A 16,312-nucleotide genomic window follows, 5' to 3' on the forward strand; every position below is an offset into this window, starting at 1 on the left:
ATATGTTGTGTAGGTGGTTTAGATGCCACAAATTACTGATACTATTTTTCTACATTTAAACTCATCATTTACACAACTTAAACATGTTGCTATTTTATTAACGCATTCACATTATTTATAAATTGATTCATGTTTTCCACAGCAATTTTTATTAATTCAGTTCTTTTATAATAACAATCTTCAAATACATAATATACTTTATTATCAATAACTTCTAATTTTATTCTACCATGTGCTATTGCATTTCTTATCTTATGTAGAATATATATAGTGTTTCCAAACTTTTCATCCCTACTTCTAATAGTACCATCTGATATTTTCTTTTTAACAAACAATGCCATTTGTGAACTATCATATTCAAAGTCATCTACGTTTAAAACAGAATATTTTATCGATTCTAGGTCAGTATCTTCCAACCTCAATGAAAAATTAATAATATATATAATTTTAAAGAACCATCGGAATTCTATCCATGAATCACTGTCTTCTTTTAATTCATCAATACTTTTCAATATTCGATCGATCATCTTAGCTTTTTTTGAATCTATAGCAATTTTATAATCTATGATTCTATCATTCAACTGAATTAGGTGAGTTAAAAAATTTGAAAATTCGGTTTCTATATCATAGATGCTTTTGACAAAATATCCTAGCTCATTCTTTGTAATATCTTTACCTAGATATTTATGTAACATTTCACAATACTTCGTTAATTCTTTTTTTGTAATTTCCGTTTTAGTAATTTCAAAGCAATCCTCATTATTAACTAAAAATTCTTTTAAAGCTTGAAATTCTCCACTCGAAAAGACCTTATTATTCATAGGATGTAGCTGATTATCAAGAGTATATTTTCGCTTTCCTTTATATTTAACTTCCATAAAATATGAAAGTTCTTCACTTAATTTAATATAGGTATGTTTGTAGGCAATAGATTTTGTCATTTGATTTAAGTATAGTTTTCCTATTAATTCATGACAAAGTGGTTCTATAACCAATCCCTTGCTTTTTAAAATCCCCTTATCTTTATTGAATGCAAAATAATATGGAATTGGGCCGTTCTCTCCATAACTCATAAAACATCCGTACTGCATATGTGCAAATGAATTTCTTAAAATTTTTCTACTATCCCATAATGACTTAGGTTTATATTTTAATTCTGATTCATTAAACTCATAATAAAACGTGTCATCAACAGTTATTTTAAATCTGTCTTCAATTTCTTTAATCGTTTCTCCATATTTATTCTTAATACTAGCAATATAATTTTTAGGATCAAAAGTATCTTTTAAATAATCTTTTTCTAATTTTTCTTTGTTAAACAACATCACACAAGAATCTAAAAAAATTCGAAATCTGAATAAATCTACTAAATTCATATCTATTTTGTTTGTGCAAATATCCTGCTTAATTTTATCGATATCAAAATTATGTTTATAATAATCCTCATATTTTTTTATTTGTATCACATTATTCAAAAAATAATTAGTCAATATTTGTACCCCCCGACCAACTTTTAATTTGTTATATATTATACATGCTCATCACTTATACTATACAAAAAAGAGATACACAGAACTATGTAAGAAGGCAATCCTACATAGGTCTATGACTCTCTTACTTTTTAATATTGATAACTTGCCCTGTTTTCAGCTTTAACTCTAAACTAGCATCTTTTGCTCGTACTTCATCAACTAGCATCCATCGTATTGATGTTTTCCTTTTCAAAGTAAATAGCAACTTGTTTAGCCTTTAGCTCACGAGCGTATTGTAAGCAATCTAAAGTATTTCTGGCCAAGCGTGAAATAGATTTAGTAATCACTAGATTTATATACCTTGCTTTACACTCTTCAATCATTCGATTAAACTCTCGCCGATTCTTCATGTTAGTCCCAGAAATACCTTCATCTGCATAAATATCTACTAAATATATAGAATTAATTAGTAACGTTCATATGCTGTCCCTTTCACGGGAATTCTTACAGCAAAAACTAGGACTTTTTTGGACTTCTATTGTAATTACTTTTATAGTTACTTCTGCATAAACCACCCTGGGTGCACTTTTTAACGTTAACATCCTGTGCACTCGACCCTAGAACGTTGATATCTTCCCTCAAACAGCCAAAATACGTTCAAAAACCGAGCAAAGCCAGCTTAAATCCACCACAGGCTAAACCCTTTAACGATAACTCTCGCTAAGCCCTGCTACACAAAGGCAAATTTGCACCCACCTAATCAGACCTTGACATCAATACAACGCTTTTGACGTGCGTAGAGTTTTTTGCTCAAAAGAGAAGAAAACAGTCTTATAAAATCTTATGCGTCTACTGCAGTTCTTCTCCATGGGTGCTACTTGATAACGAGAACAATATCGGTAAGCACAATACCAACAACTACGCTTACCCATGCCAAACTCGGCGTAAGAAGCCAAGCGAGAACACCAAAGATCAGCAGTCGAAGCAGTACAACAATAACCAAGAAAGGCCAACTTTTTGTTAGGCATTTCTGTTGATCAGCCTTCAATGCGCCCATCAGAACCATAACCGCAGCCGCCGCGCAAGAAAATAGCATATTGCCCAAGAATATGACGAGTAGCGTGCGCCAGCCATCGATAGTACAAAGCATCCACCATTGCAGTATCAATGCAAGCAAAAATGTGACAACATCGCATACTGCTTCCATCAGCATATTCGCAACGATTAACGAGGAGAATGTTAAAGACGTACTTCTAGGAGTGCCTGTTTTACCTGCGCTCGCATGCTGTAATGCAATCATGTTTCTCGCCTCGGCGCGCTTTACGCGCTCTTCTTCAAGCATTTGAACGCCAAGCTCAACCGATTTCTTTGAAGCTTCCTGTAATTGCGCATCCGTCATACCTGGCTGCCAAGGCTTTTCAAAAACAAACAGCAACACACTAGTAATCGCTGCGCCAATAATAATGCTTAGCAGCGTAGTATTGGAAACAAGCAATGAAGCAATACCAGAGGTCACCAGCAGCCTGAGCACAAAATCGATGATTCCGATGAGCAAATCACCAGACCTGTCATCTGGTCTACGATGCCTGTCCCACTGCAGATACGCTGTACTTAGCAGCGAAAACACCACAACACTCAACGCGAGTATGACCACAGTTTCCCAACCTAGTACGCGGTGCCCTACGAACTGTTGTACAAGAAGCGAAATAATAAGAGTGCAAATGCCAGCAACAGTTTCTATAATCACATTATCCCAAAAAGCATGCTTGAAAAGCACTGGCCTTACATTCGTCTCACCCATCATCTAACCCTAGGAAAGGCAATTACGAGTAATTGGCTCGATACCGAGAATCATTTCCAAAAACTTAGCTCCATCAGAACCAAGATGAGCTTTAAGCTCTCCTCGCGCTTTCCAGATAGCCGACACAGTTCTATATATTTGCTTCGCTCGCTTCAGCCAACCAAGTGCCTTAGCAATAGGCACACCATATTGAAATACAAATGAAGCTATCGCTAATGCACATCCGACCCAATTAACCATCGGTGCGTAATGTCCAAACATAGAAACCCTATTCCTACGCATCAGTGACTTAAATGTTAAGCCATGCAATGCTGCATTTAAGCGTGCTTCATAATTTGAAGTTGTACGTGGATTAGCATACTGCAAATCAGCAGGCACTGATTCAAATGCACGGATCAACGCATCCAAGTCTGCATCTGTCATAGTTGTAGTAGAAGATAGGCTACCAGCAGCATATGTGAAGTTACCGCGCTCTGTCAATGTGTTAGCGGAAGACACTTCAGCTGAACACAATACTAGTGAGACACTAACAATCGGTACAGATAACATTTTCATTGCTTTACGCATCATTCTCTCTCCTCAAAAATCAGAAAACCCGAATTGATTCGCATTGTTAAGATGCGCGTCGGGTACTGTTATTTGCGTATGCTACACCAATGAGAGTATTTTATTAAATATTGCAAACTAACACAATTTTTTTCTTTCTAACAAGATTATTTAGTCTTACACTCACCTTTATGAACACAAACAAATGTCAGAACGAAAACGCTACAACAGGCTGCAGGCACAGTAGAAATCATCAAAACGCTATTGCGATTCAGTGAGATTTGCAAAGAAGCGCTACTGATTTTCTGTATGACTCGACTGCTTCATCTTGGTGTCGAGTGTGTAGCCAGATTCGTGCTCATTAGCTGGAATTGGTCAAAGCGCATTTTTGCCCGGAAACACACTGATTTTTGCCCTCATACGTTCTCGGAAACAGGTCAAAGACCATGTTCCTGCCTAATAATATGCAAACGCACAGATTTACCAACCGCCTCAAGACTTCGCTCTGAGGGAATAAGTCCGAAATCCCATCGTCTCGGCATACCTATTTGTGAAACCAAAACTATACATTGAATGTCCGTTTTCCTCTATTCGATATATGGTTTCTGTCTCCAATGGTCGCTTTTTAATCTTCAATGTTTACTTTTTTATATTTCTGGTTCCTGCTGTTTGGCTTATCTGGTATCGTCATTTCTATTTTTCCTGCACTAAGCAAAGGCTTGATATATTTTTCAGAAAAGTTTCTTCTACCGGTCAGACCCATAAATTCTTGCATTTCTTTCCGACTACGAGGAACGATACAAAATTGAAGGAGAGCTTGTATCGTAACTTGCTCCTTTACTTGCTCCCTATCTTGTTCCCTATCTTGTTCCCTTGGATCAAGTTCTTCGGTCGGCCCGACTGTAGCCGTTGCCGCCTCAGAAAGAGGAATCACTGTCGTAAAAACATCTGCCTCTGTAAAGACAGGCTCTCCACCAGAATACATCTTCGTGTATTTATAGCTGTTGCGCATACCGCTTCCCAGTTCGTCAGCAAGACCGATCTCACGGAACACTTTTGCTATCGGCGGATTCTTTGCAAATGGCTTGAATGTTTTCAGATTCAAGTTTCCGTGCCCATGCGCAAGGTTCGCATTCTCTGTTGTAATCTTATCCCGTTCAATGACAAGCTTTGGTACATATCCACTGGAAAAATCACGGTGCATGAGCAGGTTGGAAATAATCTCACGCAGGATTTTATCTCTGGCGCTTATCCGCTGGACACCATCCAATGTAAAAACATCATTCAGATGCTTCTTTCCAAATTCCATCAGACGATCATAGCTTTCAATCAGGTTTGTGATCACCACATCCCTGTCATCATAACGATCAACATTGAACACTCTGAAAATAGCGTCTGTCTTATGCTGAGGTAACACGACATGATACGGTTATTCGTACCAAAGAGCAAGACTGCCGCAAGTGTTATACCTTCTTGGTTCGTTTCCGGATCCTCAAGTATAAGCCCACAGCTTCTGAGCATCTCCTCATCCGTCATGTCAACCCACGGATGGTGCTCAGTATTCACTCTCGTCATTCTCCTTGCCCGATTCATAAGATCATGGCGAAGGCTTGAAACCGGGATGGCAGGGTAGACCTTATTCACAAAATAGGTACTTTGCTTACGAGCATAAAGGTTGAAAACCATGTCCGCATTATCTGTAATATCGATGTCCGACTCATTATTGCGATCAAATATTCTGCCCGCATTGCGATAAACGGTTTTTCCAACCGGGACATAGACATAAAGAACAATACGCCCATCGATCTCATATTCCTCTGTAGTCAAATAGAGTGGCGGATACATTTTTCTCTCATTGTTAATCGTAGTAACAAAATTTTTCTTCATCTGCTCAACGCAGTCTTTATCAACACCGAGAATCGTCCCGTTATCCTTCACACCAAAGAAAATATGACCGCCATCCCGATTAGAAAAAGAACAAACGGTATCATAGACATCCTTCGTAATATCTGTTGTTGATTTTTTGAATTCGACTGTCAGCCCCTCGCCCTGACGAATCAAATTCATCAAATTTTCAGGGAGTATCATATAACTCACCCCTTTCGATTATTCACTTATCAATTCCATTAGGCAAAATGGAATCAACCTCGTTCTCCTTAAAAGTCTGTTCTTCTTCCTTTTGCAAAGCCTTCTGCGCAGCCCTGTAGCTTCTCTCATCAGTTGCAGGATAATTATTATTGACTTCTGAAACTTTATTACAAAGAGCATCTCTCTTTTTTTGTATCTCACTATCGTCAAGCACTTCAAAATCAACTAATAAGGAAACATACTCTTCTCGAATACCCCACAACACATTTGCTGCATTTCGATGCTGGCTTACTTCATTTTGAATCTTATATTCCTTGGCATATAGATTTAGGCACAAAGACAATACAGCAGTAATTCCACCTACCCATGTCGATATGACCTTGTTTGTTATAATGCTGGCAAAAAATCCGCAAGAAGAAAGTGTGGTCAATATAATCTGTGCATTCTTCACATACTTATTTTCTTTCTCAAGTCGATCAGCTAATTTGTGATGCGCAGTATATGTGTATATAACTTTTCCACAAGCATCCTTTATTTGATTTTTTAATCGTGCCCTATAGCTTTTATCACTTTCCATTTTACTCCGATACCATTTTATTTAGGATCTTGCCGAGGACATCCCATCCCTTTGTAGTATCAATCGACATTCCACTTCCGGGAGCATATAGACTTGACGCAGATATTCCGTTGCATGGAATATGATTATAATAATTAAGTAATGCCTGTTCATACGATATTGGTTGGCTTGAGGAATTGCTATCTCCATCCGTAAAATGCCATTCTCCCATCGCAACATATACAAAGGAATCAATTAAAATTCCTGACAGATGATAGCTCGAATAAGAATCATCTCTGATCGTTCTTATGTGCTTACAAGTAGCACACAATAACCCATTAGATGAGCTGTTCTTTCCCTTTATTGCTTTTTGCTCAGACTTAGGATCTGTTGTTCTCCAGTTTCCTCCCATATTCGTATCTGGATATTTGTATGAAACACTACCACCCAAACTTGTCTGCGGAAACGCTGGTAACACTTCAAATTTCATCCCATCAGAAAAGGCAATTTTAACAACCTGACCATCTGCCCTAATATCGCTTCTTGAATAGGAAGTTTCAATCGCGTTCTTCACAGCCTGTAAAAGTCGAGATTGCCCATTCCATTTAGAATATGAGTACCGATTATATTCAGCTTCCGGAATTTCAACAAGTATATCTATGTCGCTTGTATTTATTGCTGTGTTTCTTCCATAAGAACCAACATAGAGACTATGTGTGGTTTCACTCGTTGAATTCCAAAACTCTTGATTTATAGCTTTCGTAACCGTATGATATCTGCTTGCTATGCTTTGACGCGTTACTAAAGGGATAATGTTATCATGTCTTATTACGTTTGAACTCATAATTATTTCTCCATTTCATTTTTGCCTTTTGATTATCAGGAAACTCTATTCGAAAGCCGCCAGAAACCACAACATCTTCTTTTCGTTATATCAGCTGTATCAGCACTTATTATTGTCATAAGCTCCTCTGTCTTCGGCAACCATAATCAATTCCTGATTATTACTCTCTTTCAGTACCTCACTATAGTTAACTACCCGATGCTCCATATCATTGTTGTCCGTCCAGAGGTCACACTGAAGCATTACAGTAGCAACAGCGTCATCCATGCCCTCCGTCGGTTATTTATGTTTCTTAAGGAGCACCACTATCCTCCTGAAGGTATGGAAGATGCTGTTCAAACAGTAATGACTCAGTGTGAGCTGTGGACTGATAGAACAGATCTATAGTTTTGCATAATTATCGTAATTGAACCACTTCGATAATTAGCCTAAACCTTATTTTCCCACTCCACAAGGTGGGTGCAGGGTGGGTGCAAAGTGGGTGCACTTTTTAACGTTATCCATCCTGTGCACTCGACCCTAGAGCGTTGATATGTTTCCTCAAACAGCAAAATCACGCTCAAAAACCGCGAGAACCCAGCTTAAAGCCGCCATACGCTAAACCTTTTAACGATAACCCTCGCTAACCCCTGCTACACAAGGGCAAATTTGCACCCACCTAATCAGCCTTTGACATCAATACAACACTCTCGACGTGAGGTTGTTAGGCGTTTTTGAAATCATGTCTTAATTCCATACTTTTCGCCTATTTATAGGCATGATCATCGGTTGGCTTACACCTGTTATTTTCTATCTCGATTAGGCAATTTGAAGACACTAAATATATACGCATTCTTTATTTAAATTTAATATATCTTTAATACTATTTACTTCAATTTTTATTTGCTTTTTATTAGCTTTCTTTTTAAACTCATAAACACTTAACGACCTATAGTAATAATTACATAATAGCAATCTCACAATAATATAACTATCTAGACTAAAATTTCTTCTAATTCCTTCTTTACCAAGCCTTATGAATTCCTCATATTTCTTTTCATCAAATTTTTCAAATAATGAAGACCACATCCATTTAATAAATTGACAAAATATAAAATGAGAAACATCTGACTTTGAAATTTCTCTACATATTTCATCTATAAATTTTGATTCTTTTAACTCATCAATATCTTTTCTTACTGTAAGTTTATTGAATGCACTTTTCCAAACTTTAAATTCATCAACTGTCATTATTCCTCTACCAGAACGTTTCGAATAAGCAAGTCTAAAAATCAATACTACGATAGCATCTTCTAATTGAATAAAGCCTAGAAGATACTCGAGAATATCATTTGATATCAAGTACCCACTCAATAATATATTCTTAGTAACCTCATTTCTTTTGCTAATAAGATATTCTGGTAAACCCTGTTTTTTCATCTCATCATAAAATAATTGAACAAACTCATTGTCTTCATTTTTATTATCAATAGTATGTTTAAATATGGTACTAAATATTGGCGAAAAATATCTATCCTCTTCAATTTGACTATCTATCTTATTTAAGACATCAAACAAATTCATCATTGTATCCATATTATTAATACAATCTAGGAATTTAATATCTCTAAACTTTTTTTCTAAAATTTCACATATTTTTGAAATGCAGAAGTTACTTTTTTTATCTTCTCTAAAATAATTCTCATTCCTTGTGTAAATTTCCCAAAATATATTTTCATATTCTTTATTTCCATGCAACTTTGTCTCTATTTTCAACAATCTCTTTAAATCTTGAATTGCAATATTTATAATCCTTGACGGTAACACATGTAATTTAGTTATCATATTCCATTTTGTGTGATAGTACAATTTAAGTAGTTCCAAAATTTTGCTAAGCATATGAGTATAAATAAAAAATTTTATTTTTTTATCTTTTTTACATTCTGCGTATTTATACACTTTACTTAGTACATCGTCTATCTTATTCCCTTCACATTCAAATGCAATGTTATAAAATTCTATAATTTCAGAATCACTTGCACTAACTGCATCCCCAGTATTAACAATGCAATTAATGACGCTTTCAACATTGCTATAAAAATTATTTTCTAATCCTAATCTGCTTTTAATATTGAAAATATTATTAAACATTTCTTTAAAATACCGCTCTATCTCAATTTTAATTATGCGCCTTTCAAAGTTATTAGTTATATTATATAAATAACTTTGAGAGAAATTTTTTCTTGATAAATTCACTGACTCTATCAAAATTGCGGTGCAATAAAATGAGCTAACTATGAATGTAGCAAGCCATATTGAATCTATATATTTAATATGTGCAACTATTATTTCAACCATCTCATTTAATACTTTAGATTTGTATTTTAACTCAACAAAAATTGTGATAATTGGAATAATAGCAATCGCCCAAAACAGAAGTTTAACTGGAAGTTCATTAAATTTTTTAAGCCAAAAATTTTTATGAAATTTCAATTTTTTTATATTATATCCTAAGTAGAAATTATCTTTATTATCAATATCTATCGTCTGCTTCTCTAAAAAGTTCGATATGAATGTAATTATTGATACCAATCCAGCAGACATAACAAACATATCTTTTCCTTTTATTCCTATAGATAGATTTCCATAAATCAGTAGCGCCAACAATCCTACTAACCATATTGAAATATTTTTTATCGGATGCCTTATAATTTCATAAGCAAAAAATAAAGCTTCCATAAATTTTCTTAAACATACAACAAATAGATACCATAATTTGTCTTTTAAGTTTCCCATCATAATTTAGTACCTCTCTTTGAGCTATATTTTTTCTTCTTTCTAATAATAGTTCCGTCTTCTAAAACCTCTACATTACTCCGAGCCGCCATCTCAAGCTCAACGGCTTCAAACTTCTCTTTAGAAATAATTCCGGAATGATGATCCGAATACAAATATTGCCTGTCAGAACCGCCTGAATCAGCTATAGCCACATCGCCTGTATATTTACGCCTAGTCAAAGTGCTCTCAACAGCCCGTTTACTCCAACTGTCTTTTCCCTTTGGAGACTTAACACCTTTACTTTTTAATCTTTCAATAATTCTACCAACGCTTAAACCTTCCAGATACCAATCAAAGATAGCTCTCACTACCTTCGCTTGCTCTTCATCAATAATAAGCATTCCATGCTTATCTTTTTTATAACCATAACAAGCCCTACTATAAAGACCTGATGTGCCATCTTCTGCTCTATGTTTTAAGCCAAAGCGTATATTTTCACTTCGCCAATCATTTTCAGCCTGACTACAAGCTTGAACCACACTGATTAAAAGTTCATCATCGACAGTTTCCGTATCAATCTTATCGGTCTCAAAAATAATCCTTGTACCACATGATCGAATCTTTCTAATAGCCTCTAATCCTTCTTTCGTATCACGACCAAAACGGCTCACACTTTTAGTAAGAATAATATCAAGATTACCTTTCTCGCATTCTTCAATCATTCGATTAAACTCGTTTCTTGAAGATCCAACCTTAGCTGAAGCAACATCAAGAAAAATATCAGCAACAAACCAAGTCATGTGAGAAGCAGCAAGACGAGTAAGACCAGACACTTGAGTCGAAAGACTATCCAGCTGCTCTTTACGATTCGTACTCACACGAGCATAAATACCCACAGCATAATCCTTAACAACCCGCTTAGGTTTGATGACTATCACATCACTATTTAGCTCATCTATCTTATCCATAGCCATCTCTCCTTATTTTTAGACTAACGAAACTTAGATTTCTTCTCCACGATAATTAGCCTAAACCTTATTTTCCCACTTCACCAGCTGGGTGCAAAGTGGCGAATCGACTTGCATGAGCGATTAAATATAATTCGCGAATGCACTTCGATTCGCTGAGCTTGCTCAAAGTTGAAAGCACAGTGTGCTTTCAACGCAAGCGAAGTACGTTAACATCCTGTGCACTCGACCCTAGAACGTTGATATCTTCCCTCAAACAGCAAAACTGGTCTCAAAAACCGCGAGAAGTAAGCTTAAAGCCGCTTCGCATTAAACCTTTTAACGATAGCCCTCGCTAAGCCTTGCTACACAAGGGCAAACTTGCACCCACCTAATCAGCCCTAGACATCAATACGACACTCTCGACATACGAACTTTTGTCCAAACTCCCACATGTAAATATCAACATAAAATATATCTATGAGGATTATTTTCCTATTTTATTGCAAACCATCTTCTATCACGTTTTGTTCCGATTCTTTCGATGACTTTTTCATTTTGTAAGAAATAAATGTTCGCTCTATGGTTCTTTTTGTTAAACCAATTTAAATTGCTCGCTCATCTGAAGTGGAAGCTGAATCTTCAATAAGTAAAGAAACAACTTTCTTTTCAGATTTGTTCAAACCAACATTTTATTTGGCTTTATTATCTAAATATTCATTAAATGTATAAATATTTTCTAATCCAACTATATCGATTAGAAAATTTCTAAAAGTGGAATTAAGAGGTATTGAAACAAATAAAAATAATCTTTTCTTTGGTCTTGAGCAGCATACATAAAACAAATTTCTATTTCGTTCATATGATGCCTCTTTACCTACTGGTATTGGAACTTTCCCAGTTATCATAGGTGCATAAGTCTCAAATTGATATTGGTTCCATCCCTTACTGATAACGAAGACAACATTATCGTATTCTTCGCCCTTAACACCATGTTCTGTCGAAAACTCTGATTCAGGGTACAGAAATTCAATGGCCGCCTTAAATTGACTGTAATCTAAATCTAAAACATCCTGGATTGTTGCATCCAATCCATAGATTGTATCAGGGGCATCAAAATATAGATGGTAGTATCCATCAACCAATGATGGAATAGGCACTAACTTTGTCTCTACGATAGTGTTGATAACATCAATGGCTCTGCCATTACGAGCTTTCTTTAGCTGCGACTCAAACTCTTTCCATTTCATCTTATCAGCTTTTTTCGTGATAGGATATCGTATGATTCCAAGCGTATCAAACAGAAGTTGCATATTTGATGTGCTGAGTGCTTCATATATCGGTTCAACGGTATTCATGAAGAATAGCAAAAATGGATCTTGTTTATCTCGGAGTCCATCATCAATAATGGCTAATAGACGCTCATATCCTTGCTGTGTGGCAAGAACCTTATGAGTAATCATCAAAATTTTGATATTTTCATCCTTTGACACGTTTTTCTTGATGTGTTCTGAAAGCTGGAACAGTCTGGATTTCAGTTCTTCTGCGGGGAGATCGTCTTTGAATGTCCGTTCTGTTCGACGTTCTCCAGAAAAATCATCGCAAGTCACAACAACTACTTCACCTTCAAAATTATCTATTGCAGATTGTTGTGGTAAATCTGGGCGAATATCATTTAAAACCTTCACAATTCTGGGAGCTGATCTAAAGTTTGAACCCTTTTTAATTTCCTGAAGCTTGCTGTGCTCTATCGCACCGCAAGCGTTGTTGGTTTGGTAAATAGTTTGCCATGCATCTCCGAAAAAGCCAAATTGTGGGCCTATTCCTTCTGCAATAAAAAAGTTTATAAAACGTGTGATAATCGGTTTGTAGGAATCTTGGTATTCATCAATTAAAATCAACGGATAATTGTCAGAGAAAACACGGCGAAATTTTGCATTATCCAGCATAGTACAAAAAAGTTTCAAAACATCATTATGGTGCAAGTAATGAACTCCTTGGGATACATAACGGTGTCCTAAAGTATAACGAATCTCTAACACCTTGCTGAAGTCCGTTTCCGTCGTTGTTAATGACGCATCATTCTCGATAATGCTAATAAGGGTACTTTGATACTGCTTGATTGCATTCCAAGCAAATGAATGGATTGTTGACGGAAGAATAAATGAATCTTGGGATAAGCGCTGCGAAATCACATCAACAGCTGCATTTGTATATGTAATACATATTACATTCTGCTTTTTTCGGCGATAATCATTCCACTTATTTGCTTGAATCCATTCGATTACACGGTTTAGTGAGTAGGTTTTTCCAGAACCAGCGCCTGCCTCCACGCGGAAGCTACGCCCAGCCTTGAGTGCAGAAATTATTTGTTCGTCGACTTTATCTGCTTCCGCCTTAGCTATGTTATAATTTAAATACTCATAATTCTTAGACAATTCTCAATACCTCCTCATTCAAGAACTCGCTGCCGATTAAGCCATATTAAACCATTTTTAATATATTGAGGAATAGAATAATTAGGATTGTTGCAAATCAGATTGAGTGCAAAGTCCGTCTTTCTTTTCTCAGTAAACTCCAAATCTTCTTCGGCAACAGGTTCTGTGAACCCATAATGACTACGATTCACATTCATGATGGCTTCTTCCAAAGATCTGCCACATATCCCATTTTCCGAAGTTTGATATTCAATATGACATTTCCCCAAAGTCTTTTCTGCATCTGTTGCAGCGGTGATATCCGCAAGGTAAATCTTATCTTTACTATTCTGCGGAATACCCTTAATTTTGCGCATCCACCATTTTATTGTTGCATTGGAGGTAGTCTTACCTTTGCTGACAACAGCCTTTGTTCTGCCATCTATCATAGAATCTATATCCGTAAGGATTAAGCAAGGGAGTCCAAGGAAGTCTGCAAAAGGTATGAATTTGTATGCGTATGCTCCTCCAATTTCGATCAAAGCATAATACTGTGCGGGCAGTTTATATTTTTCTGAATCAAACAGTTTTTCTTTCTCGCATTTCTCTATCATGTCCGGTAGCAGCAACCGCTCCGAAGCACCCTCAACAAAAATGATCTTATCTGCAAAGAACAAATCGCATCTGCTAAGGGTAAGGTATTTCTTGATGAAATCCATGTTGTCAGCATTTTCTCTCGCAAAAATATCAAGGTTCTTATAAACAACTCCAGATTTAGACTTTTTCGCATACCGGATTTTAGAGAAATCCATAGTATTCGCTATATGTGCAGAGTGAGTAGTTAAAAACGTCTGAATATGAACAGTTGTAATTTTATCGAGGAATTTTTCTAAATGCTCCGCAAACGCATGCTGCATTTGAGGATGCATATGTGACTCAGGTTCTTCAATGAACAACAATGGAATGCAGGCGTCTCCCTTTTTCTCAACATCTTGTGCAAACGCAGCCAAGAGAAATTCCATTTTAATCAAATTCTTGTACCCCAATCCGTTATGGGAGCTGGGCAGGCTTTCGTCACCGGCGCCAGAGCTATATGAAAGCCGTGTCTGGTTTTTTATTTGATCGTCAATTTTTAACTCAGTAGTAACACCAAGCTGCAATTCTTCAACATTAGGATATCCAAAACCAACTGCCTTGCTGACCAAGTCACTGAGTATTCGATCGCTTTCTTTTTGCACATTTTTGTTTGCACCATCAACTACTGCACGGAGTTCCTTGACTTTCTCTGCTATATCAGGTGTCAAATCTTCCTCGTTCAAGCTGAAATAGTCCGCAATCAACGAACTAAGGGACTCGTTCTTTTGAGTACCATCTTCTCCAAGTATGCGTTCTGCAGGAATCGGATAATAAGGGAAAAGGTCTTTAAGTTCTCTATGACTTTTAACTTGCCAATCTTCTAAATTCTTTGGATTAACCGCATAGATAATTAAGCCAAACAACCTCGAAAAATTGGTTGCAAGCATAGCGTGCATTTCCTCTGCTTTGGGCGCAAATTTATCATTACTATAGCAACTATCCTTAAACAGTTCCCGCAGTTTGCTTTCGTCAGTTTTCAACTGATACTCCGCACGAATTAACGCTGTAGTGGTATCCACATCAACGTCAATAATGAAAGGTGATAATGCCCCCAATTTTGTATCTTGATCATCCAATGAATAATCAACTACAAACTCTATAGAAATAGGTTCTATTCCTCTGCAGAGATCTTCATAACTCAATTTTTTCTCCATGAACTGAAAAAACAGGTTGTAGAGGTTTTCTCGCTTTGATATAGGATAATCATTATATGAAAAATCGTTTCCTTGTAGCACGGTGTTGATACAGTTACTGCAGGAGGTCTTGGCCGTATTATTCCTGCCAACAATAAGGGTTGTTTTTGCATCGACATCCAATTCGGCATCAATAAGCAATCTGTAGTTTTTAATCTTTATCTTCGATAATCGCATTTTAGCCATCCTTTCACTATTTTTTTTAACTCTAACATTATTCCATAGGCTTAATCTTTTCTTCGAAAAATCAATTTCATATTCTGATAATTTATATTTATATAATAGTGCTCACCTATTGCTAAAATAGACTTACTCTATTCAATATTTAATTATTAATAGGATACTAAACTTAAACATTTTCAAATACTAATTTTGAAATTTTAGCTTTAGCAAACATCTATTAGATCATCTGAAAATATCTAAACGCATCTTTTATTGCCTCTTCTTTTTCTATTGGACAAATTGGTTGTTTTAAGTCTTCTCTTTTAGGTTTATTATAATTTTCTCTTTCTTTAATTCCACATTTTTCTTTTACTTGTGCTATATATAAATTAGATACCTTAAATCCAAGCTTCTTAAAAACATAGTTTTGAATTTATTTATAGGTTGCTTTACTTTCGGCACTTGTTAAGTCCATATCATCCATCGGAAGTTCTACACTAATATATTTCTTTGAATCTAGTTTGGAAAGCAACACGATTGTCTCAACATGGTGAGTGTTGGGATATATAACACAGAAAGCAATAGTTTCAGAGTTCAGAAGGAAAAGTTTCATTGCACACAAGAGTTAAGAAACTAGACCGACCTACATGCCTCCAGATTTGCGCAAAGCTCACAACGAGCTAGATAAAATAGTAGATGTTGCTTTAGGTGCTACAAAGCCTTGCACTAATAACGACGAGCGCCTAGAAATTCTCTTCAAATCCTATATTCACATGACTAAGGAATGAATTTAATATAAACAAACCCACAAAACTAAAAACAAATCTGTAGTTTCTACAAGTCAGGATTTATATTAAGAAGTGTTGATTGCTGTTAGCAGAGGGTCACAAGTT

10 protein-coding genes and 3 pseudogenes are annotated in these 16,312 nt (G+C 36.0%); 2 read left to right on the forward strand and 11 right to left on the reverse strand.

The features are described 5' to 3' along the window. Positions 1–89: 89 nt before the first annotated feature. From HXT48_RS03425 to HXT48_RS03455, 7 genes and pseudogenes are all read right to left on the reverse strand, one after another. A complete protein-coding gene (locus HXT48_RS03425) occupies positions 90–1,490 on the reverse strand; it encodes a hypothetical protein (protein WP_102155182.1) in 1,401 nt (466 codons plus the stop codon). Positions 1,491–1,693: 203 nt separating this feature from the next. Further along, positions 1,694–1,915 (reverse strand): annotated as a pseudogene (locus HXT48_RS03430) (recombinase family protein); the annotation flags it as partial. Positions 1,916–2,346: 431 nt separating this feature from the next. Beyond that, positions 2,347–3,273 (reverse strand): hypothetical protein, encoded by a 927-nt coding sequence (locus tag HXT48_RS03435; protein ID WP_174182812.1) that lies wholly within the window; start codon positions 3,271–3,273, stop codon positions 2,347–2,349. 9 nt (positions 3,274–3,282) lie between these two features. After that, on the reverse strand, positions 3,283–3,843 hold the full coding sequence (locus HXT48_RS03440) for a hypothetical protein (RefSeq protein WP_012914150.1): 561 nt from the start codon (positions 3,841–3,843) through the stop codon (positions 3,283–3,285). 601 nt (positions 3,844–4,444) lie between these two features. Continuing rightward, positions 4,445–5,907: pseudogene (locus HXT48_RS03445) on the reverse strand (RNA-binding domain-containing protein). Positions 5,908–5,929: 22 nt separating this feature from the next. Further along, the gene (locus HXT48_RS03450) at positions 5,930–6,484 is read right to left on the reverse strand and encodes an SLATT domain-containing protein (protein WP_421782532.1); all 555 of its coding nucleotides are present in this window, start codon (positions 6,482–6,484) and stop codon (positions 5,930–5,932) included. A 1-nt stretch (position 6,485) separates the two neighbouring features. Continuing rightward, positions 6,486–7,307, reverse strand: a complete 822-nt coding sequence (locus HXT48_RS03455) for an SMODS domain-containing nucleotidyltransferase (protein ID WP_421782530.1) — start codon at positions 7,305–7,307, stop codon at positions 6,486–6,488. A gap of 291 nt (positions 7,308–7,598) precedes the next feature. Here HXT48_RS03455 and HXT48_RS03460 point away from each other — a divergent pair. Then, positions 7,599–7,694, forward strand: a pseudogene (locus HXT48_RS03460) (type I restriction endonuclease subunit R); the annotation flags it as partial. Positions 7,695–8,123: 429 nt separating this feature from the next. On the opposite strand, the gene HXT48_RS03465 reads toward HXT48_RS03460, so the two are convergent. The 4 genes from HXT48_RS03465 to HXT48_RS03480 all read right to left on the reverse strand — a co-directional run bounded on the left by HXT48_RS03465 (position 8,124) and on the right by HXT48_RS03480 (position 15,434). After that, complete coding sequence (locus HXT48_RS03465) at positions 8,124–10,085, reverse strand: hypothetical protein (protein ID WP_410310535.1); 1,962 nt, start codon at positions 10,083–10,085, stop codon at positions 8,124–8,126. Next, a complete protein-coding gene (locus HXT48_RS03470; protein ID WP_421792947.1) occupies positions 10,082–11,032 on the reverse strand; it encodes a recombinase family protein in 951 nt (316 codons plus the stop codon). Before HXT48_RS03470 ends, HXT48_RS03465 begins: the two co-directional genes overlap by 4 nt. 671 nt (positions 11,033–11,703) lie before the next feature. Further along, entirely contained in the window at positions 11,704–13,449 is a 1,746-nt protein-coding gene (locus tag HXT48_RS03475) for a UvrD-helicase domain-containing protein (RefSeq protein WP_421792949.1), read from the reverse strand. 14 nt (positions 13,450–13,463) lie between these two features. Next, entirely contained in the window at positions 13,464–15,434 is a 1,971-nt protein-coding gene (locus HXT48_RS03480) for an ATP-dependent nuclease (RefSeq protein WP_421792951.1), read from the reverse strand. 632 nt (positions 15,435–16,066) lie between these two features. Here HXT48_RS03480 and HXT48_RS03485 point away from each other — a divergent pair. Continuing rightward, entirely contained in the window at positions 16,067–16,207 is a 141-nt protein-coding gene (locus tag HXT48_RS03485; RefSeq protein WP_421792953.1) for a type IIL restriction-modification enzyme MmeI, read from the forward strand. Positions 16,208–16,312: the final 105 nt, after the last annotated feature.

Origin of the sequence: Gardnerella sp. KA00127, assembly GCF_049244125.1 — a bacterium.
GTDB lineage: Bacteria > Actinomycetota > Actinomycetes > Actinomycetales > Bifidobacteriaceae > Bifidobacterium > Bifidobacterium swidsinskii.